23 protein-coding genes and 1 rRNA gene are annotated in these 21,913 nt (G+C 29.5%); 12 read left to right on the forward strand and 12 right to left on the reverse strand.

Annotation, left to right across the window (positions count from 1 at the left end; translation table 11 throughout):
* The 12 genes from EIH23_RS13890 to dnaA all read right to left on the reverse strand — a co-directional run.
* Window positions 1-130: ribosomal RNA gene (locus tag EIH23_RS13890) — 16S ribosomal RNA — on the reverse strand; the annotation flags it as partial.
* Window positions 131-387: 257 nt separating this feature from the next.
* On the reverse strand, window positions 388-1,161 hold the full coding sequence (locus tag EIH23_RS13895; RefSeq protein WP_122641035.1) for a SigB/SigF/SigG family RNA polymerase sigma factor: 774 nt from the start codon (window positions 1,159-1,161) through the stop codon (window positions 388-390).
* Window positions 1,161-1,568 carry an ATP-binding protein gene (locus EIH23_RS13900; RefSeq protein WP_122641036.1) on the reverse strand — a complete coding sequence of 136 codons (408 nt, stop codon included), beginning with the start codon at window positions 1,566-1,568 and terminating at the stop codon, window positions 1,161-1,163. The genes EIH23_RS13895 and EIH23_RS13900 overlap by 1 nt, the downstream gene beginning before the upstream one ends.
* Before the next feature lie 3 nt (window positions 1,569-1,571).
* Complete coding sequence (locus EIH23_RS13905) at window positions 1,572-1,889, reverse strand: STAS domain-containing protein (RefSeq protein ID WP_164489090.1); 318 nt, start codon at window positions 1,887-1,889, stop codon at window positions 1,572-1,574.
* 15 nt (window positions 1,890-1,904) lie between these two features.
* Window positions 1,905-2,165, reverse strand: coding sequence for a DUF948 domain-containing protein (locus EIH23_RS13910; RefSeq protein WP_122641037.1), 261 nt, complete (start codon window positions 2,163-2,165; stop codon window positions 1,905-1,907).
* The gene (locus EIH23_RS13915; protein WP_122641038.1) at window positions 2,165-2,446 is read right to left on the reverse strand and encodes a YtxH domain-containing protein; all 282 of its coding nucleotides are present in this window, start codon (window positions 2,444-2,446) and stop codon (window positions 2,165-2,167) included. Before EIH23_RS13915 ends, EIH23_RS13910 begins: the two co-directional genes overlap by 1 nt.
* Window positions 2,447-2,517: 71 nt before the next feature.
* Window positions 2,518-4,947: a DNA gyrase subunit A gene (gene gyrA, locus EIH23_RS13920; RefSeq protein WP_122641039.1), complete on the reverse strand. Its 2,430-nt coding sequence runs from the start codon at window positions 4,945-4,947 to the stop codon at window positions 2,518-2,520.
* Window positions 4,948-4,964: 17 nt separating this feature from the next.
* Window positions 4,965-6,866, reverse strand: coding sequence for a DNA topoisomerase (ATP-hydrolyzing) subunit B (gene gyrB / locus EIH23_RS13925; RefSeq protein ID WP_122641040.1), 1,902 nt, complete (start codon window positions 6,864-6,866; stop codon window positions 4,965-4,967).
* The gene (recF, locus tag EIH23_RS13930) at window positions 6,867-7,982 is read right to left on the reverse strand and encodes a DNA replication/repair protein RecF (RefSeq protein WP_122641041.1); all 1,116 of its coding nucleotides are present in this window, start codon (window positions 7,980-7,982) and stop codon (window positions 6,867-6,869) included.
* Window positions 7,983-7,997: 15 nt separating this feature from the next.
* Window positions 7,998-8,204, reverse strand: a complete 207-nt coding sequence (yaaA, locus tag EIH23_RS13935) for a S4 domain-containing protein YaaA (protein ID WP_122641042.1) — start codon at window positions 8,202-8,204, stop codon at window positions 7,998-8,000.
* Window positions 8,205-8,339: 135 nt separating this feature from the next.
* Complete coding sequence (gene dnaN / locus EIH23_RS13940; protein WP_122641043.1) at window positions 8,340-9,446, reverse strand: DNA polymerase III subunit beta; 1,107 nt, start codon at window positions 9,444-9,446, stop codon at window positions 8,340-8,342.
* A gap of 242 nt (window positions 9,447-9,688) precedes the next feature.
* Window positions 9,689-11,011, reverse strand: a complete 1,323-nt coding sequence (gene dnaA / locus EIH23_RS13945) for a chromosomal replication initiator protein DnaA (RefSeq protein WP_122641044.1) — start codon at window positions 11,009-11,011, stop codon at window positions 9,689-9,691.
* A gap of 639 nt (window positions 11,012-11,650) precedes the next feature.
* Here dnaA and rpmH point away from each other — a divergent pair.
* The 12 genes from rpmH to EIH23_RS14005 all read left to right on the forward strand — a co-directional run bounded on the left by rpmH (window position 11,651) and on the right by EIH23_RS14005 (window position 21,873).
* Entirely contained in the window at window positions 11,651-11,785 is a 135-nt protein-coding gene (gene rpmH / locus EIH23_RS13950; protein ID WP_021428024.1) for a 50S ribosomal protein L34, read from the forward strand.
* Window positions 11,786-11,861: 76 nt separating this feature from the next.
* The gene (gene rnpA, locus EIH23_RS13955; protein WP_122641045.1) at window positions 11,862-12,206 is read left to right on the forward strand and encodes a ribonuclease P protein component; all 345 of its coding nucleotides are present in this window, start codon (window positions 11,862-11,864) and stop codon (window positions 12,204-12,206) included.
* A 68-nt stretch (window positions 12,207-12,274) separates the two neighbouring features.
* Entirely contained in the window at window positions 12,275-12,496 is a 222-nt protein-coding gene (yidD, locus tag EIH23_RS13960; RefSeq protein WP_206425661.1) for a membrane protein insertion efficiency factor YidD, read from the forward strand.
* A 25-nt stretch (window positions 12,497-12,521) separates the two neighbouring features.
* Complete coding sequence (locus EIH23_RS13965) at window positions 12,522-13,226, forward strand: YidC/Oxa1 family membrane protein insertase (RefSeq protein WP_122641047.1); 705 nt, start codon at window positions 12,522-12,524, stop codon at window positions 13,224-13,226.
* Complete coding sequence (jag, locus tag EIH23_RS13970; protein ID WP_122641048.1) at window positions 13,198-13,842, forward strand: RNA-binding cell elongation regulator Jag/EloR; 645 nt, start codon at window positions 13,198-13,200, stop codon at window positions 13,840-13,842. The genes EIH23_RS13965 and jag overlap by 29 nt, the downstream gene beginning before the upstream one ends.
* 117 nt (window positions 13,843-13,959) lie before the next feature.
* Window positions 13,960-15,339, forward strand: coding sequence for a tRNA uridine-5-carboxymethylaminomethyl(34) synthesis GTPase MnmE (gene mnmE / locus EIH23_RS13975; protein ID WP_122641049.1), 1,380 nt, complete (start codon window positions 13,960-13,962; stop codon window positions 15,337-15,339).
* 117 nt (window positions 15,340-15,456) lie between these two features.
* The gene (mnmG, locus tag EIH23_RS13980) at window positions 15,457-17,352 is read left to right on the forward strand and encodes a tRNA uridine-5-carboxymethylaminomethyl(34) synthesis enzyme MnmG (RefSeq protein ID WP_122641050.1); all 1,896 of its coding nucleotides are present in this window, start codon (window positions 15,457-15,459) and stop codon (window positions 17,350-17,352) included.
* Window positions 17,345-18,064 (forward strand): 16S rRNA (guanine(527)-N(7))-methyltransferase RsmG, encoded by a 720-nt coding sequence (rsmG, locus tag EIH23_RS13985; RefSeq protein ID WP_122641051.1) that lies wholly within the window; start codon window positions 17,345-17,347, stop codon window positions 18,062-18,064. Before mnmG ends, rsmG begins: the two co-directional genes overlap by 8 nt.
* Window positions 18,065-18,224: 160 nt before the next feature.
* On the forward strand, window positions 18,225-19,007 hold the full coding sequence (gene noc, locus EIH23_RS13990; protein WP_122641052.1) for a nucleoid occlusion protein: 783 nt from the start codon (window positions 18,225-18,227) through the stop codon (window positions 19,005-19,007).
* Window positions 19,008-19,059: 52 nt separating this feature from the next.
* On the forward strand, window positions 19,060-19,833 hold the full coding sequence (locus EIH23_RS13995; RefSeq protein ID WP_122641053.1) for a ParA family protein: 774 nt from the start codon (window positions 19,060-19,062) through the stop codon (window positions 19,831-19,833).
* Window position 19,834: 1 nt separating this feature from the next.
* Window positions 19,835-20,707, forward strand: coding sequence for a ParB/RepB/Spo0J family partition protein (locus EIH23_RS14000; protein WP_122641054.1), 873 nt, complete (start codon window positions 19,835-19,837; stop codon window positions 20,705-20,707).
* Window positions 20,708-20,730: 23 nt separating this feature from the next.
* Window positions 20,731-21,873 carry an aminotransferase class V-fold PLP-dependent enzyme gene (locus EIH23_RS14005; protein WP_122641055.1) on the forward strand — a complete coding sequence of 381 codons (1,143 nt, stop codon included), beginning with the start codon at window positions 20,731-20,733 and terminating at the stop codon, window positions 21,871-21,873.
* The last annotated feature ends 40 nt before the right edge of the window (window positions 21,874-21,913 follow it).

A 21,913-nucleotide genomic window follows, 5' to 3' on the forward strand; every position in this document is an offset into this window, starting at 1 on the left:
TGTGTATAGGGCAGGTTACCCACGCGTTACTCACCCGTCCGCCGCTCACTTCCGAAGAAGTTCGCTCGACTTGCATGTGTTAGGCACGCCGCCAGCGTTCATCCTGAGCCAGGATCAAACTCTCAAATAAAAGTTGTCCATTGCTCAGCTAGTCATTATCTGAATATCTGGCTTGGTTGTTTGTGTTTTAATTCTTAAATAAGAATAAATTTATAAATTAACCTACTGTTTAATTTTCAAAGTTCATTGTTTCGACTTACTTATCTTAACAAGTTATTTCAATCTTGTCAACATTTTCTTTCGTTTTATTTTTTGTCCGTATCTCTTGGACAAGCAATAATATATCATCTATTAAACAGTAGGTCAATACTTTTTTTTAAAATTTATTTACATATTTTTTTCATATTCTTTTCTAAGCTTATTTACAATCTTTCTTTCTAATCTAGATACAGTCATTTGAGATATATCTAATTCTTTTGCAATAGTTGACTGAGTTTTATCCAAGAAGAATCTATCTTTAAATATTTTAACTTCTAATTCATTTAATGTATCTATAAACTTATTTATAAAGTCATTATGTTCTATATCTCTAAAATCATTTTCTTCTTGTCCGATCTTATCGATAAGTGTAATATCTTTATCTTCAGAGTCATCATTACTTGAAGCATCTAACGAAATAGGTTGATATCCATATGATGCTTCCATTGCTTCTAAAACATCTTCTTCTGTACATCCTATATAGTTTGCTATATCTCTTGCTTTAGGATGTTTTTTATTTTCTTGTTCTAAAACCAATTTCGCTTCACTAATTTTTTTACTTAGTTCTTGTACCCTTCTAGGTACTCTCAATGTCCATACCTTATCTCTAAAATATTTTTTTATTTCACCAACTATTGTAGGTGTTGCAAAACTAGAAAATTCAAATCCTTTTTCAATATCGTATCTATCAATAGCATATATAAGTGCTAACGATGCAACTTGATATATATCTTCAAATTCAACACCTTTATTAATATACTTTCTCGCTAGCAAGTTTACTAAATATAGATGTCTCTCAATCAAAATATTTCTTATTTCTCTATCTTTATTTTTACTATATATCTTGAACAGTTCTTTATTATCCATATTTAGGTAATCAGTAGCATTAGCTACATTTTTCATTAATTATCAACTCCTAAATATTTAGTCATTTTTATTGTCGTTCCTTTATTGTCTTCTGACTCAATACTTACCTCATCCATTAGAGCCTGTATTATAAATATACCAAGCCCATTTTCCTTTGGATTTTTTAAATCAGGCTTACCTAAACATTCTACATCACAGCCTTTTCCATTGTCTCTAATTTCTATATTAAGTCCATTATCTAGCATATTAAAACTTATATAAAACTTATCATCTGAACTATGCTTGATTGCATTTGTGCAAGCTTCTGATACTGCAACTTTTATATCCTCTATATCATCAATAGAAAATCCTATTTTATTTGCTATACCTGAAGTGGTTAATCTTATAATTCCTACATAATCTGGATTTGCACTAATCTCCATTTTTATACTTTCACAAGTCAAAGTCTATCCCTCCACTTTAAATATTTTATCAAGACCTGTTATATTAAAAATTTTTCTAACATTATTTTTAGGGTTAACTATATATATTTCCTTATTTCCCACTTTTAACTTCTTTAAAACCCCTATCATAACACCTAATCCTGTAGAATCTATATAATCTAGATTTTCAAGATTAATTTTCATATCTAACATTTCTTTATCTGCCAAGCTATGTAAACATTCTTTTAATTTATCTGATGTAGATACATCTAGTTCTCCCTCTAATGATATATTCCAAATATTATTTTGAGAGTCTAATACAGAATTTATATTTATTGACATTTAAAAACCTCCTGTTTATCTACTTTTAAAAATTCTAAATACTTTAAACATACTAGTTACTTTTGTTGCTACTTCTATAATTTCATCTACACTTTCTGTTATAGATGCTGTATTTTCAATTATATCCTGAATATGTCTTTCATTATAAGTAATTAATCTATTGGCATTTTCTACAACCTTAGTTGTACTATTTAGTAACTTAGCTATATATATAGCTATGATTAAGGCCGAAGCACCAAATAAAACAGCTCCTATTTGCCACCCCATTGCATTCATTATTTATTATCTCCCTCGTCATTAAATGTTCTACTAATTATTATTTCCTCTTCTGATATTTTTATATTATCTTCATCACAATCATCTGTAAGTAATGATATTTTTTCTTTTACATCTTCTAATGTTTCATGTAGAACATCTTTAGGATTATCTTTTACTTCGTCAAATTTCTCCTTAACTTCTTTTCTTAATTCTGATCCCTTCTTAGGAGCAAAAAATAATCCAGCTATAAATCCTATTATAGCTCCTAAAAATAAATATTTTCCACGTTTTCTACTCATTGCACATTCTCCTCTCTATATATACATATCTAAATTATACCTAAATTATACAAAAAGAATAGGATAAACTCCTATTCTTCTTCCATATTTATTTTAGCTATTGAAACTACATTAACTTCATCATTAGTTTTCATTAGTTTCACACCACTTGTTACTCTACCAAATATTGATATATCAGATACTTTTAATCTAATAAGAACTCCATCAGAGTTTATTATCATAATTTCATCATCTTCATTTACCATTTCGGCTCCAACAAGTTTTCCTGTCTTATCACTGTTGTTATAAGTTTTTATTCCCTTACCAGCTCTTATTTGACTTCTATATTCATTTATATCAGTTCTTTTTCCTAATCCATTTTCACTAACTACAAGTAAATCAGTTCCTTCGTCACAAAGATTCATAGATACAACTTCATCATCCGATGATAATGTTATACCTTTAACACCCATAGCAGTTCTTCCCATAGGTCTTATATCATTTTCATCAAATCTTATAGACATCCCCTCTCTTGTAGCTAAAAGAACTTCTTTATTTCCATCTGTAAGTTTAACATCTATTAACTCATCATCAGCTCTTAATCCTATAGCTATTAAACCAGATTTATTTATATTCTTAAATTCTTCTCTATCAGTTTTCTTAACTATTCCTTTTTTAGTCGCCAATAATAGATATTTTACTTCTTCTTTAGCATCTATAGAAATCAATGTCGCTATTTTCTCATTAGGAGCTAATTGCAGTAAATTAACTATAGCTGTTCCTTTAGATTGTCTCTTTCCTTCTGGAACTTCAAATGCATCTAGCCTAAATACTCTACCTCTATTTGTAAAGAATAATAATCTACTATGAGTAGTCGTTGTTATCAGATGTTTTACGAAGTCTTCTTCTCTTGTAGTAAGAGCTGCAACTCCTCTTCCACCTCTTTTTTGACTCTTATAAGTATCTGATGGCAATCTTTTGATGTAACCAAAATGAGTAAGTGTTATAGTTATCTCTTCATCATTTATAAGGTCTCTCATATCAATTTCGCCTTCAGCATGTCTTATTTCAGTTCTTCTTTCATCTGCATATTTTTCTTTTATTTCTAAAATTTCTTTTTTGATTACATTAAGAAGTAACTTTTCGTCTGCTAGTATAGCTCTTAATCTTTCTATTTTCTTAAGTAGCTCCTCGTACTCAGCTTCTATCTTATCTCTTTCTAAACCTGTAAGTCTTTGAAGTCTCATATCTAAAATAGCTTGAGCTTGGACATCACTTAAATTGAACTTCTCTATTAATCCAGATTTAGCTTCTTGAGTAGTTTTTGAAGCTCTTATTAAGCTTATAACAGCATCTATATTATCTAACGCTATTTTTAAACCTTCTAATATATGAGCTCTAGCTTCAGCCTTATTTAAATCAAATTTAGTTCTTCTAGTCACAACATCCTTTTGATGCTCTAAATAGTAGTATAATATTTGCTTAAGATTTAATACTCTAGGCACTCCATTTACAAGTGCAAGCATTATGATACTAAAAGTATCTTCCATTTGAGAATGTTTATAAAGATTGTTTAACACTATGTTAGCATTAGCATCTCTCTTTAATTCAATAACAATTCTAATACCTTGTCTATTACTCTCATCTCTTAAGTCAGATATTCCTTCTAACTTCTTATCTTTAACTAATTCAGCTATTCTTTCTACTAATTTAGCCTTATTTACTTGATATGGTATTTCTGTTACAACGATTTGCTGTCTTCCTTTAGCTAGTTCTTCTATGCACGCTCTAGCCCTAACTTTTACCTTACCTCTACCTGTTCTATATGCATCTGCTATACTTTCTTTTCCCATTATTATTGCCGAAGTTGGGAAGTCTGGTCCTTGTATATTTTGCATTAAATCTTCAACAGTACACTCTGGATTATCTATTAGTTGTATAGTTGCATCTATAACCTCACCTAAGTTATGAGGTGGTACCGATGTTGCCATACCAACGGCTATACCATTAGATCCATTAACTAAAAGGTTAGGGAATCTTGATGGTAAAACTGATGGTTCTTTTAAAGACTCATCAAAGTTTGGTATAAAGTCTACTGTTTCTTTATCTATATCTCTTAATAGCTCTAAAGATAATTTGCTCATTTTTGCTTCTGTATAACGCATTGCCGCTGGTGAATCCCCATCCACAGAACCAAAGTTACCATGACCATCAACTAAAAGTCCTCTTGTAGAGAAATCTTGAGCCATTCTAACCATAGCATAATAAACTGCTGTATCACCATGTGGATGATACTTCCCTAGAACGTCCCCAACTATACGTGCAGACTTTCTGTAAGGTTTATCTGGAGTTAAATTTAATTCACTCATAGAATATAATATTCTTCTATGAACAGGCTTTAGTCCATCTCTTACATCTGGAAGGGCACGACCAGCTATAACACTCATCGCATAGTCGATATAAGAGTTCTTCATTTCTTCCGCTATTTCAACAGGGATTATTTTGTTATTATTTTCTTCCATTTACACATTCCCCTTTCTTATACATCTAAGTTTCTAACGTAAGTGGCATTAGCTTCTATAAATTCTTTTCTAGGAGCTACTTTATCTCCCATTAACATTGAGAATATTTGATCTGCAACTACTGCATCATCTATAGATACTTGTAATAAAGTTCTAGTTTCTGGGTTCATTGTTGTATCCCATAACTGCTCTGCGTTCATTTCTCCAAGCCCTTTATATCTTTGAAGCTCTACACCTTGTCTGCCTATCTCATCTAATAAACTATTTAGTTGAGCATCTGAATAAACATAGTATTCTTTCTTTTGTTTTTTAACTTTATATAAAGGTGGTTGTGCTATATATACATAACCTTCTTCTATAAGAGGCCTCATATATCTAAAGAAGAATGTTAGTAATAATGTCCTTATATGAGCACCATCCACATCAGCATCGGTCATGATTACTATTTTATGGTATCTTAATTTTTCTAAATCAAAATCATTTCCTACACCACATCCATATGCAGTTATCATATTCTTTATTTCATCAGAAGATAATATTTTATCTAATCTAGATTTTTCAACGTTAAGTATTTTACCTCTTAATGGCAATATAGCTTGAGTATGTCTATCTCTACCTTGCTTAGCAGAACCACCGGCAGAATCCCCTTCGACTAAGAATATTTCACTCTTAGCTGGATCCTTTTCAGCGCAGTCAGCTAATTTCCCAGGTAATGAGGTACTTTCAAGAACACTCTTTCTTCTAGTTAACTCTCTTGCTCTTTTTGCAGCTTCTCTTGCTCTTTGAGCTCTAAGCCCTTTATCTACTATAATTCTAGCAGTAGTAGGATTCTCTTCTAAAAATGCTCCTAATTCTTCTACAGTTACACCATCAACTATGCTTCTCATAACTGTATTTCCAAGCTTAGTTTTAGTTTGTCCTTCGAATTGAGGTTCGGGAAGCTTAACTGATACTACGGCAGTAAGACCTTCTCTTATATCTTCTCCTACTAAGTTTGGTTCACTCTCTTTGATTAATTTATTTCTTCTTGCATAATCATTTATCGTTTTTGTAAGAGCTGATTTAAATCCACTCAAGTGAGTTCCACCTTCATGAGTATTTATATTATTAGCAAAAGAATATATGTTCTCTGTATAACCATCAGTATATTGCATAGCCAACTCAACTACACAATCTTTAACTTTTTTGTCTATATAAACTATATCTTCATGGATTCCAGTTCTATTTTTATTTAAGTATTTTACATACTCAACTAATCCACCTGTATAATGGAATTCTTTTTTCTTAGGATTTTCATGTCTTTTATCTTCAAATACTATTTTTATGCCTTTGTTTAAAAATGCTAATTCTCTTAGTCTATATTCTAATGTTTCATATTTGAACTCTATTTCATCAAATATTGTTGAATCAGGCATAAATGTAATTATAGTTCCAGTATGAGTAGCCTCTCCTACAGGTTCTAACGCAGATGTAGTTATACCTTTTGCATAAGTTTGCTTATATATTTTACCATCTCTATATACTTCAGCAACTAACCATTCTGATAAAGCATTAACTACAGAAACCCCAACTCCGTGAAGACCTCCAGATACCTTGTATCCTCCTCCACCAAATTTTCCTCCCGCATGAAGAACTGTTAATACTGTTTCTAAAGTTGATTTACCAGTTTTAGGATGAACTTCTACAGGTATCCCTCTACCATCATCTTTTACTGTAACACTTCCATCTTCGTTTATACCTACGTATATTTTTGAACAGTATCCTTGTAAAGCCTCATCGATACTATTATCCACGATTTCATAAACTAAATGGTGTAATCCTCTTGGACCAGTTGAACCAATATACATACCAGGTCTTTTTCTAACGGCTTCTAATCCTTCTAATACTTGTATCTGACTTGCACCGTATTCTTGTTTCATTTAGTTCCCTCCATTCTCTATGCTCACAACATTTCCTTGGTTTATATTAAAAATAGTTGTATTGCTTTCATTAAATATTTTTTTATGTGAAATCTCAGCCGTAGTAATAAACATTTGAACTAAGCTCAAATTCTCTATAAGAAGTCTTTGCCTAGTTTCATCTAACTCACTAAAAACATCGTCTAAGATTAGAATAGGATATTCTCCTACTTCATTTTTTATTAATTCTATTTCTGATAGCTTTAAAGATATAGAAGCTGTTCTTTGTTGACCCTGAGATCCATATAGTCTAACATCTAAATCATTAATGTATATATTTAAATCATCTTTGTGTATACCATATCTAGTAGATCGAGTTTCTATATCATGGTCTCTGCTTGAAGCAAGTTTATCAAAAAATTTATTATATGCAGTCTCAATAGTATCTTCATCTATTAAATTGATTTGATTCTTATAATTGATTTTTAAATCTTCAATATCATCGGTTAGCTTTTTATGCATGGTCATTGATATACTAGCTATTTTTTTTATAAAATCTCTTCTCAGTATATAAATATAACTCCCATACCTAGCAAGACTTTCATCATAAACATCCAACAAATTCTTATCAACAAAGTTCCCTTTTAAAAGCTTATTTCTTTGAAATAGAATCTTATTATAGTTAGTAAGGTAACTATAGTATTTAGGCATAATCTGACTAATTTCTTTGTCTATAAATGCTCTACGTTCTTTAGGACCTTCTTTTACTAACCTTAAATCTTCTGGTGAAAAGATTACTACATTCAAGTTTCCAAGTAATTCATACATTTTTTGAATATGCACTTTATTTATCTTTACACCCTTTTTATTTTTTCCAATAGCTATCTCTATCAAACTATCTGAGTTATATTTTGAGAAGCTACCTCCTACATATAAATTTTCTTTTCCAAATTTTATAATTTCTTTATCTTTACTAGTTCTAAATGATTTTCCAAAAGACAGCATATATATAGATTCTACTATATTTGTCTTCCCTTGACCATTTCTACCAATAAGAAGATTTATCTTTTTGTTAAAATTTATATGTAAATTATCATAATTTCTAAAATTAACTAATTGTAAAGTATTTAGTCGCATAAAAGGCGCTCCTTTTTACACTACTTTAATTTTTTGTCCTTCAACCTCTACTATATCTCCTGGTCTAATTTTTTTTCCTCTTCTAGTTTCAACTTCACCATTAACCTTTACAACACCTTCTTGAATTAAGAATTTTGCATGTCCACCAGTAGATGCAAAGTCAACTAGTTTAAGAAATTGATCTAATTTTATATATTCTGTATCTATAGTTATCTCCATCATGATGTTGACTCCTCCTGTTTATATTTATATTATTCTTCCAATATTACGCTAAAAATATATTATATCATAAATTTACTAAGTAGCATAATTTACTGACAAAAAACCCAACTTTAAGATTAGTTGGGTTTTTAATGTCTATATATTCGATGAAATCCTTACTGGAAGCAGTAAGTAAGTGTATTTAATATCATCAGCAGGTTTTATTATGCATGGATTAACATTTGTAGTAAATTCTATAAATATTTCTTCACTATCTATATTTTTTAATCCTTCTAAGAAATATCTAGAGTTAAATGCAATATCTAGATATTCACCTTCTAATTCTAAAGAAACTTCCTCATAAACATTACCTTTATCAGTATTTGATGTTATTGCCATAGAATTATCTCTTATAGTTAATTTTATAAGATTATTCTTTTCAGCTTGAGATAATAATGATGCTCTTTCTATACTGTTTAAAAGATCTCTTGTTTTTAATTTTATCTTAGAATTATATTCTCTAGGAAGTAATTTTTTATAATCTATGAACTCACCTTCTAAAAGTCGAGTAATTATTTTAGTATCATCTATGATAAAAATTGCATTTTTATCATCAAATCCAATTTTAATATCCTCTTCTAATGATAATAAACTATTTACATCAGTTAAAGTTTTTCCTGGAATTATAACTTTTGCGTTATTTATAGTATTGTCAATTGAACAACTTCTAACAGCTAGTCTATATCCATCTATCGCTACTAAACTTATATCTCCATCAACAATCTCTAATAATTCTCCCATTAATATTGGTTTAGTTTGATCTTGAGATGTAGCAAATACTGTTTGCTTAATCATATTTTTTAATAGATCTTGGGGAATACTATATAAATCTTCCTCTTTTACTTCTGGTAATTTAGGAAATTCTTTTGCACTCTCACCTTTTATTTTAAATCTTGAATTAACACAGTTTATATATATATTATTATCGTTATCTGTTTCTATTTCGACAAATGAATCAGGTAACTTTCTAATTATATCTCCAAATAGTCTAGCATTAACAACTATCTCACCTTCTTCAATTACTTCCGATTGAGCATATGTTTCTATACCTATTTCTAAATCATACCCAGTCAGTTTCAATTGATCATGTTTCGCAGTTAATAACAATCCTTTTAGTAGTTCTAAAGTTGCTTTTCCGTTAATAGCTTTTTGAGCTATTCCTATTTTATGAGCTAATAGTTTTTGATTACAAATTATTTTCACTGTGGATAACCTCCTCTTGCCTTTTATACAAAAAAATAAATAAAAATATTAGTAGTAATAGTAGTAGGTGTTGTTGATAATGTGCATAAGTATTTACACGCGAATAAAGTCAAAGATATTAACATGTGTACAAAATGTTAATATCTTTGTTAGTTTTTGTAGAATATATTGTGATTAAAAAATAGACAAAAATCTTATCAACATGTTATTAAATCGATATTAACAGACAAATGTGTATAAGATTAGCCTTTTAGTTCAGACATAATTTTATCTATTTTTGCTTTTATATCTTCATTTTCTTGTATATCTTTTGATATTTTATCGTGGGCATGAATAACTGTTGTATGATCTCTTCCCCCGAACTCCTCTCCTATCTTAGGTAAAGATAAATCTGTAAGCTCGCGAGATATATACATAGCTATTTGTCTTGGATAAGCTATTGATCGAGTTCTTTTTTTAGAATTAAAGTCTTCCATTTTGATATTAAAGACATTAGAAACTTTTTCTTTTATTCTGTCTACTGTAATTTCTTCAGTTTTAGAAGTTGTTATAATGTCCTTTAATGCCTCAGTCGCAAGATCAAAAGATATATGTCTATTTGTAAGAGATGAGTATGCCACAACTCTAGTAAGAGCACCTTCTAATTCTCTTATATTTGATTTGATATTTTTTGCAATATAAGTCATAACTTCATTTGGAACATCAATACATTCCATTTGAGCTTTTTTTCTAAGTATTGCTATTCTAGTTTCAAAATCAGGTGCCTGAATATCTGTTATTAGCCCCATTTCAAATCTAGACCTTAATCTATCTTCTAGTGTAGGAATTTCTTTTGGTGGTCTATCACTAGATATGATGATTTGCTTATTTGCCTCATGTAATGAGTTAAATGTATGGAAGAACTCTTCTTGTGTACCTTCTTTACCCGCAATAAATTGAATATCATCGATTAAAAGTACATCAACATTTCTATATTTATTTCTGAATTCTTCATTTCTATCATTTTTTATTGAGTTTATAAGTTCATTTGTAAATTTTTCAGATGAAACATAAACTACCTTTGGATCCTTTTTTTCACTTAATATATGATGCCCAATAGCATGCATTAAATGTGTTTTACCCAATCCAACTCCTCCATATAAGAAAAGAGGATTATATGCTTTTGCAGGAGATTCAGCAACTGCTACGCAAGCTGCGTGAGCAAATCTATTACTATTACCAATTACGAATGTATCAAAAGTGTATTTAGGATTTAAATTAGGATAATTCTTTTTTATATTAGAAGGTTTAGTTTCTTCTTCATCTAAGCCTTCAACTTCTGATTCGTTCAATACAAATTTTACGTTGTACTTTTTTAATGATAATTGATTTATTGAACCTTCTATTAAAGTTAAGTATCTATCTTCTAGTATGCTTTTCGTGAATTCATTAGGAACTAGAAGAATTAAATCATTCGAGTAAATTTTTAAAGGAACTATTTGCTTAAAAAAAGCATTAAAGCTAGGGCGAGATAACTCACCTTTTATTAATTGTAATGTCTTGTCCCATAAAGAAACTATATCCATAATGTAAACCTCCGAACAAATAATTAACATTTTCCACAAAGTTATTAACAAAAATAAAAAAATCTATATTAAATTAAAAATAATAATTAAAGTTATGGATAATGATGTGGATAATATAAAATAAGTCAAAATTAACCTAAAAAGTATAAAAGATATAAACAATATGTATATAAAGTTATAAACTAGTAAAAATTAATAATAAATGACTTTATAAGTAAAGTATTGTCTTAAGATTTATAAGTTATACACATTTATATCCACAGTTTGTGAATAAAATAAAAATAGTTGATAAATTTATTAACATTATCAACAAGCATATTAATAATATCAGAATATATGCCAAACTTCAATACGATATGAGGAATTTATCCACAGTATTATAATTTTGTTGATAAAAATACACACAGGTATAAATTCCACTATTTTTATACAGTTGATGATAATCTAAAAACAAAGTTATATACACATATATATATTGTACGAATTTTTGTATACCAGACACCCTAAAAACACGTTGACAACTAAAATAAAAGCATTTATAATTGTATGTGTTATGTTTACTTTGAGGGTAAAGTTGTTATTTTAATAATAGAAAGTATAAAAATAAAACGGAAAAAATCTGAAAGGCGGTGCAATAGAATGAAAAGAACTTATCAGCCAAAGAAAAGACAAAGAAAGAAAGAACATGGTTTCAGAAAAAGAATGAAAACTTCTAACGGAAAAAACGTGTTAAAAAGAAGAAGAGCTAAAGGAAGAAAGAGATTAACTCACTAATAGCTAGAAGGGCCGCTTAAAAGTGGCCTTTTTGTGTAGAAAAATGGTAAAAGCTGTGTTTATGGAGGATTAAAAGATGGACTTTAATAGAACACAAGGTTTAAAAAAAGATTCTGATTTTAGAAAGGTATATAAACACGGCAAATCTTTTGCAAATAGATATTTAGTAATGTATATACTAAAAAATAAATCAGAAAATAGTCGCATTGGAATATCTGTATCTAAAAAGGTAGGAAAAGCGATTGTAAGAAATAAAGTAAGAAGAAGAATTAAGGAATCCTATAGATTAAATATAGATGAAAACGTTAAGAGTGGATATGATATTGTTTTTATTGCAAGAGTTGCGATAAAGGATGCTAATTATGATGAAATAGAAAAATCTATGAAACATCTTATTAGAAAATCTGAAATGTATATATAAGGTACATATGGGGTATTGTATCATGGAGGTTTTCAAGATTGAATAAATTAATGTTTATAATGAAGGAAATGAATACATACTTATCGAAATTATGTATTTGTTTAGTTAAGTTATATCAAAAGTATATCTCCCCTCTAAAGGGACCTACTTGTAGATTTTATCCCACTTGTTCGCAATATTCTATAGAGGCATTTAAAAAGTATGGTTTATTTAAAGGTGTATATCTGACAATAAAGCGAATATTAAAATGCCATCCTTTTCATCCAGGAGGCTATGATCCTCTAAAATAAAAGATACTCTAGGAGGTATGGAGAATTGAACATAATTGGTAATTTATTAGGGCATGTTTTAAGAATTATATATGATGTCGTGCAAAATTACGGATGGTCAATAATAGCATTTACAATATTAGTTAAAATAATATTATTACCACTTACAATTAAGCAGACTAAATCGACTAAGGCTATGCAAGATATACAGCCAAAATTGCAAGAAATACAAGAAAAATATAAAAATAAGCCAGAAAAACAGCAACAAGAAATAATGAAGCTATATCAAGAAGCTAAAATAAATCCATTAGCTGGGTGTTTACCACTATTAATACAAATGCCGATAATAATAGGTTTATTCAGTGTTTTAAGAGATCCTGTAGCTTATGGTGTTTTCCCAGATGCAAGTGCATTTGATGCAGCTAACACTGGATTTTTATGGCTATCAAGTTTAACATCAACGCATCATATTGAGATGGGTATACTTTCAGGGGTAAGTGCTTATGTAATGCAAAAAGTTATGACTCCTCCAGATCAAGCTCAAGGGCCAATGAAAACTATGACTTATGTTATGGCGGCGATGTCATTCTACTGGGGTTATACATTCCCAGCAGGTCTTGCACTATATTGGACAGTAAGTAACTTATTCTCTATAGCTCAATATTACTTAATAATGAATCCTTTAAAAGCTAAACTGGCTAATTCTAAGGAGGAAGTAATAAATGAAACGAAGCCTAAATTTAAAAAGTAAAACAAAAGAAGAGGCTATACTTTCAGCACTAGAAGAATTCAACAAAGAAAACTTAAATATCGTTGAGAGAGATCTTGAAGTTGAAGTAATAGAAGCTCCAAGTAAAGGTTTTTTAGGTTTTATAGGTTCTAAAGAAGGAACTTATAAAATTACAGTAGTGAAAGAAGATGAGATAGATATAGCAAAAAGCTTTGTAGAAAATATATTAAAAAATGCAAAAATTAATGCAAAAGTAAATGTATCTCAAGATAATAATCTAATAAAAGTTATAATTGAAGGCAAAGAGGCTGCATGTTTGATAGGAAGAAGAGGAGAAACTTTAGATTCTATACAATTCCTAACAGGATTAGCTCTTAATAAAATAAATAAAGATTCACATTTAAGAGTTCTTGTAGATATCGAAAACTATAGATCAAAAAGAGAAGAATCTTTAATAAAATATGCAAATAAAGTTGCTAGAGATGTTAAAAAAACTAAGAAAACTAGAAAATTAGATTATATGAATCCTTATGAAAGAAGGATTATGCATTCAGCTCTTCAAAATGATAAGTATGTAATAACTTATAGTGAAGGGACTGATCCATATAGAAGATTAGTTGTAGAATATAAAAGATAAAATTTAACCTCCTATCTATAGGGGGTTTTATTTTTGAAATTTATTTTATATAATGTAAAGATTAAGGTAACAATTAAAATAATATAGATAAAATTTGTTATATAAGAGGTGATAAACTTGTTTATAGATGATACTATAGCAGCAATAGCAACAGCTCCAGGTGAAGGTGGAATAGGAATTATAAGAATAAGTGGAGAAAAAGCACTTTCTGTAGCTGAGAGCATATTCAAATCTGTAACAGGAAAATTGATAAAAGAATACAATACTAGAACATTAATATATGGGACAGTAGTGGACGGAGAAAAAGTAATAGATGAGGCGTTGGTAGCTTATATGAAAGGACCAAAGTCTTATACTGGTGAAGATGTTATAGAAATAAACTGTCATGGTGGATTTATTTCTGTAAAGAAAATATTAGAATTAATATTGTCTAAAGATGTAAGATTAGCAGATGCTGGAGAATTTACAAAAAGAGCATTTTTAAATGGTAGAATAGATTTATCTCAAGCAGAAGCTATAATAGATGTAATAAAAGCGAAAACTGATAAAGCTCATGAAGTAGCACAAAGTCAATTAGAAGGTAGTTTATCTAAAAAAATAAGAGAGTTAAGATTTAAAGTAACAGAAGTTTTAGCTCATCTAGAAGTTTCTATAGATTTTGCAGAAGAAGATGTAGAAGAAATAACATATAAGACTCTTAGAGAAAATGCAGAAGAATTAAGAAGTGAAATTAAAAAATTATATGATACTGCTGAAAGTGGAAAAATATTAAGAGACGGATTAAAAACAGTTATAATTGGTAAACCAAATGTAGGAAAATCATCATTATTAAATTCTATATTAGGTGAAAATAGAGCTATAGTTACAGACATAGCAGGAACTACTAGAGATGTAATTGAGGAATTTGTAAATATAAAAGGAATCCCTCTAAAAATAGTAGATACAGCGGGAATCAGAGAAACAGAAGATATCGTAGAGAAAATTGGTGTAGAAAAATCAAAAGAATCATATAATACGGCAGACTTAGTTATAATGGTTTTAGATTCATCAAGACCATTATCTGAAGAGGATAGAGAAATACTTCAAACATTAGAAAATAAAAAGACCATAGTTTTATTAAATAAGACAGACTTACCTCAACAAATCGAATTAGACGAATTGTCTAAATATGTTGACTGTAGTAGTATAATAAAGATATCAGCATTACAGAATAAGGGAATTGAAGAATTACAAGATAAGATAGAAGCGATGGTTTATAAAGGTAGTGTTAAAAACTCTTCTAGCTTAATGGTAACAAATTCTAGACATAAAGATGCTCTTTTAAAAGCATATGAGTCTATAAATGATGCTATAATTGCAATAGATCAAAATATGCCATATGACTTTATAGAAGTTGATTTTAAAAACATATGGGATTACCTAGGATATATAAATGGAGATACGGTAAAAGAAGATTTACTAGATACTATATTTGCTAATTTCTGCATAGGTAAATAATAGGAAATAAATTGTAAATATTAATCGAAAAATTTATAATTTATAAATTGCAGCAAATATTTTTGTAAAACAATAATGTTTATTGTGAAACATTAGGATATTAGAGAGGAGATTTGCATGAAAAATTTTAATGCAGGACAATATGATGTAATAGTTGTTGGAGCAGGACATGCAGGTTGTGAAGCGGCTTTAGCGACTGCAAGAATGGGACACAAGACGTTAATGATAACATTAACTCTAGATTCAATAGCAATGATGCCATGTAATCCTAATATAGGTGGAACTGGAAAAGGACAATTAGTTAAAGAAATAGACGCTCTTGGTGGGCAAATGGGAATAAATGCTGATAAAACAATTATACAGAGTAGAATGCTTAATACAGCTAAAGGACCAGCAGTACACTCATTAAGAGCTCAAGCAGATAAATTTAAATATCATACGGAAATGAAAAAAACTATAGAAGACGAGCCAAACTTAGATGTAGTTATGGACGAAGTTATAGATATAATACATGAAGATAATGTAGTTAAGGGTGTTATTACAAAATTAGGTTGTGAGTACTATGCAAAGGCAGTTATATTAGCAACTGGTGTTTATTTAAACTCAAAAATATACATGGGGGAAGTTTCTTTCATGGAAGGTCCTAATGGATTAGGATATGCTAAAAATCTAACAGAAAGCTTAGTTAAATTAGGATTAAATATGAGAAGATTTAAGACAGGAACACCAGCTAGAATACACAGAGATAGTATTGATTTTTCAGTAATGACAATACAAGAAGGAGATGAAAAGATAACCCCATTCTCATTCTTAACAGATAAGATAGAAATAGATCAAGTTCCATGTTATTTAACAAGAACTAATGTAGGTACTCATGAAATAATCATGAATAACTTAGGTAGATCAGCAATGTATAGTGGAAAGGTTGAGAGTACGGGTGCTAGATATTGCCCATCTATAGAAGATAAGGTTGTAAGATTTAACGATAAAGATTCACACCAAATATTTATAGAGCCAGAAGGTTTAGATACAAAAGAAATGTATATACAAGGTATATCAACTAGTTTACCTTATGAAGTACAAGTACAAATGTATAAGAGTGTGGCAGGTCTTGAAAATGCAAAAATGATGAGGCCAGCTTATGCAATTGAATACGACTGCATAGATCCAACTCAATTAAAAATCTCATTAGAAATAAAAGGTGTAGAGAATTTATTTAGTGCTGGACAGTTTAATGGAACTTCAGGATATGAAGAGGCTGCAGCACAAGGTCTTATAGCAGGTATAAATGCGGCTATGAAATTACAAGGTAAAGAACCTTTTGTACTTGATAGATCAGAAGCTTATATAGGTGTTTTAATAGATGATCTAGTTACAAAGGGGACAAATGAGCCATATAGGATGATGACATCTAGATCTGAATATAGATTATATTTAAGACAAGATAATGCAGATATGAGACTTACTCAAAGAGGATATGATATAGGTCTTGTTTCGGAAGAAAGATACCAAAGATTTTTAAATAAAAAAGAAGAAGTAGAAAAAGAACTGGAAAGATTAAAGACTGAGAGAGTTACTCCTAAGGATGTAAATGAAAAGTTAGTAGAATTAGGAGCATCAGAAATAAAGGTAGGTTTATCTTTATATGAATTCTTAAAGCGTCCAGAGGTTACTTACGAATTAATAGATGCAATAGGTAAAGGTGCTGGAGATGATGTGTCAGATGAAGTTAAAGAACAATGTGTAATAATGACTAAATATGAAGGTTATATAGAAAAGCAATTAAAGCAAATAGATCAATTTAAAAAGTTAGAGAATCGAAAGCTTCCAGAAGATATAAGTTATGCATCAATAGAAGGTCTTAGAATAGAAGCCAGACAAAAACTTGATAATATAAAGCCTATATCTATAGGGCAAGCATCACGTATATCAGGAGTTTCTCCTGCGGATATTTCAGTTCTTCTTATATATTTAGAGCAAATGAAGAGAAATAGAGGAGGAAAGAATGACTAACGACGATATATTAAGACAAGGTATTTTAGAATTTGGAATAGATGCAAATGACCAAATGATAAATGACCTAAAAACATATAGAGAAATATTAGTTGATTGGAATCAAAAAATGAACTTAACTGGAATAGAAGAAGAGAAAGAAGTGTTTATAAAACACTTCTTAGACTCTATTTCAGCAGTTCAGAATGGATATATAAAAGATGGCATATCATTAATAGATGTTGGTACAGGTGCAGGATTTCCTGGGTTACCACTTAAAATATGCTTAAAAGATATAAAACTAACTCTTTTAGATTCTTTAAATAAAAGAATAAATTTTCTACAAGAAGTTAGTAATGCTGTGAATCTTGAAGATGTAGAGTTTATACATGGGAGAGCTGAGGATTTTGGTAAAAACTCGGAATATAGAGAAAAATATGATGTAGCAACAGCTAGGGCAGTTGCTGGGCTACCTATTTTAATGGAATTTTGCGTACCTTTTGTAAAGGTAGGTGGTTATTTCGTATGCTTAAAAGGTCCAAATGCTAATTTAGAGTTAGAAGAATCTAAAGTTGCAATGGAGGTTTTAGGGGTAGAATTTGTTGAAAAAATTGATATAGAATTACCTAATGAAGAATTAAAACACAATATATTAGTATTCAAAAAAGTAAGAAATACACCAGAAAAGTACCCAAGAAAAGCTGGAAAACCAGCAAAAAGTCCTATAAAATAGAAAGAGTAGAATAAATTCTATAATATTAGAAGGATTAAGTGGTTATTATGGAGAAATATTATATCTAGTAGACAGATGTGTTATTTCTAAGAAATTACTTAAATAATGTAAAGATTTATTGAAATTCAAATATATTTATATCTAATGAGAGAGGGATGTTATGGAAGATAAAAGAGTTATGGAGATATCTATAGAAAATATAGTTCCAAATCCATATCAACCAAGAAAAGTATTTTCACAGACAGCACTAGAAGAGTTGAGTAATTCTATAAAAACTTATGGAATATTGCAACCAATAACTGTTAGACAAAAAAATGATAAGTATGAGTTAATAGCAGGGGAGAGGAGATTTAGAGCGGCAAAACTTGCAAGTTTTAAAACCATACCGGCTATTATTCATGATATGACAGATGAATCTTCAGCAGTATTAGCACTACTAGAGAATCTTCAAAGGGAAGATCTAAATTTCATCGAAGAAGCTATGGGATATGAGAGTTTAATAAAAGAGCATAGCTTTACTCAACAACAATTAGCAGAAAAATTAGGAAAGAATCAATCTACTATAGCTAATAAGCTTAGAATATTGAGACTTCCATCTGATGTAAAAATAAAGTTAGTTGAAAATGGATTAACAGAAAGACATGCAAGAGCTCTTTTAAAATTACCAGCTGAAGATTTAATGAGAGATGTTTTAGATAAAATAATAAAAAATGAACTCACTGTTAAAAAAACAGAAAAATTAATTAATGATATGATAGAAAGCTTACAAGTAGCTGATGAAGATAAAAAACAAAGTATAAAAGCTTCTATGGGAATTAAAATATATTTAAACACAATGAAGCAAGCTTTTGATGCTATATTAAATACAGGTATTAAGGCTAAGTATAATGAAATAGATAAGGGAGATTACATGGAAGTCGTTGTAAGAATTCCTAAAAAATAAAGATTACTGCTTAGCAGTAATCTTTTTTTAAAAGTTTTAAGGGGGAAAACTTATGGGCAAAATAATTGCAGTATTTAATCAAAAAGGTGGAGTTGGGAAAACTACAACAAATGTAAACCTAAGCGCTAGTTTAGGTCAAATGGGTAAAAAAATATTGGTTTTAGACCTAGACCCACAAGGAAACACCACTAGTGGATATGGTATAGAGAAAAATGAAGTTGAAAATACCATATATGAAGTTATGTTAGAAGGCGTTAGTATAAAAGATTCTATTATAAAAACTGAATTTGAGAATGTAGATATTGTTGCAGCAGCAACAGATCTTGCAGGCGCAGAAATTGAAATATCTGCTATGGATAATAGAGAATATATATTAAAAAAGGCCATTAAAGAAGTTGTAGATGAATATGAGTACATATTTATAGATTGTCCACCTTCATTAGGGATGCTTACTATAAATTGTTTAACAGCTGTGAATAGTGTTTTAATACCGATACAGTGTGAGTACTATGCTTTAGAGGGTGTTAGTCAGCTTATGGAAACTATAAAATTAGTAAAATCGAGATTAAATCCTAACATAGATATTCAAGGTGTTGTTTTAAGTATGTTCGATGGAAGAGCTAACTTATCTATTCAAGTTGTTGAAGAGGTAAAAAAATATTTTAAAGGTAGTGTTTATACAACACTTATACCAAGGAATGTTAGATTAGCAGAAGCACCGAGTCATGGAATGCCAGTTATTTATTATGACAATAAGTGTAGAGGATCAATAGCATATTTAGAGCTAGCAGAAGAATTTATAGATTTAGAGGAGGATATTATATAATATGGAGAAGAGAGTATCTAAAAGAAGCAACAGATTAGGGAAAGGACTTAGTGCATTGATACCAGAAGTACAGATGGATTTTGACAAAAAAGAAATAATAGAATTAGATATAGATAAAGTATATCCTAATGGTGATCAACCAAGAAAAGTATTTGATGAAGAAAAAATAACAACATTATCAGAATCTATTAAATCTTATGGAGTTTTACAACCTATAGTTGTAAAACCTGATGAAAATGGTAAATATATGATAATAGCGGGAGAAAGAAGATATAGAGCTAGCAAGAAAGCACAAAAAGAATCAATTCCTGCAGTTGTAAAAGATTTACCATTAAGAGATATAATGGAGATAGCTCTTATTGAGAACTTACAAAGAGAAGATTTAAATCCAGTAGAGGAAGCATTAGCATATAAAAGCTTAATTGATAATCATCATGTAACTCAAGAAGAGATATCTGAAGCAGTAGGCAAAAGTAGACCTCATATAACAAATACTATTAGACTTCTTAATTTAAAAGATGAAGTTTTATCAATGATAGAATATGGAGAAATAACAGCTGGACATGGAAAAGCTCTACTTAGAATAACAGATTTAGATAAGCAATTAGAAATTGCGAAAAAAATTGTAGAAGAAGAACTTTCTGTAAGAGCAACAGAAGGTCTAGCAAAGAAAATAAGTGAAGATAAAGAGGTTAAAATTCCTAGCAAAAAAGAAAAAGATATATTTATTGTAGATGTAGAAGAAAGATTAAGGAACATATTTGGAACAAAGGTGAATATATCTAGAGGTAAGAAAAAAGGAAAGATAGAAATTGAATACTATAATGAAGATGAATTAAACAATATAGTATCTATGTTACTTGAAGAGGTATAAGCCTTTAAGAAAGGAAATAAAATATGATTTATTTAGATAATGCAGCAACTACATTTCCAAAGCCAGAATCAGTTTATAATGCAATTTCAGATTGTATGAAAAACTACTGTGCTAATCCAGGTAGAGCAGGTCATAAATTATCAATGAGGGCTGCAAGAGAAATATATGATGCAAGAGAAAATATAGCAAAATTATTTAATATAGATAATCCCATGAATATTATATTTACTTCCAATGCTACAGATTCATTAAACTTAGCTATTAAAGGTAGTGTTAATGAAAATGACCATATAATAACAACGAGTATGGAACACAACTCAGTGATAAGACCTATAAAAGCATTAGAGGCATATGGAGTAGAAAATACAGTTGTTAATTGTGACGAACATGGATTTCTAAATGTAAAAGAATTAGAAAAAGCAATTAAGCCGAATACTAAATTAATAGTTACAACACATGCTTCAAATGTATGTGGAACATTGGTAGATATAAAGAAGGTCGGCGAGATTGCAAAGAAACATAATATTTTATACTTAGTAGATGCATCACAAACTGCTGGAGTTTATAATATTGATATAAAAGAGATGAATATAGATATGTTAGCAGCACCAGGTCACAAATGTTTGTTTGGACCTCAAGGTACAGGTATCTTATATATAAAAGAAGGATTAAATATAAATATACTAAAAGAGGGAGGAACAGGTAGTAAATCTGAGGATTTATTTCAGCCTAACTTAGTTCCAGACAAATATGAATCAGGGACACATAATACGCCTGGTATTGCAGGTTTGAATGCAGGTGTTAAATTTATATTAGAAGAAGGTATAGATAAGATAAGAGAACATGAGGAAGACTTATGTCAGTATATGATGGATAGATTAAATGAAGTTCCCAATGTAATAATATATGGACCGAATAATGTAAAAGAAAAAGCTGCAGTAATAGCTTTAAATTTAGGGAATATGGACTCAGGAGAAGTGACATTTTTATTAGATAGTCAATATGATATAGCAGTTAGATCTGGTATTCATTGTTCGCCATTAGCTCATATGACATTAGGAACATTAGAACAAGGTGTTGTTAGGTTTAGCTTAGGGTATTTTAATACAAAAGAAGAAATAGATAAAGTTATAAATGCATTAAAAGAAATTGTTAATAATAATTAAAAAAAATAAGGGAATATCTTAAAATTTGAAGATATTACCT

The organism is Romboutsia sp. Marseille-P6047, assembly GCF_900604535.1.
Classification (GTDB): Bacteria; Bacillota; Clostridia; order Peptostreptococcales; family Peptostreptococcaceae; genus Romboutsia_E.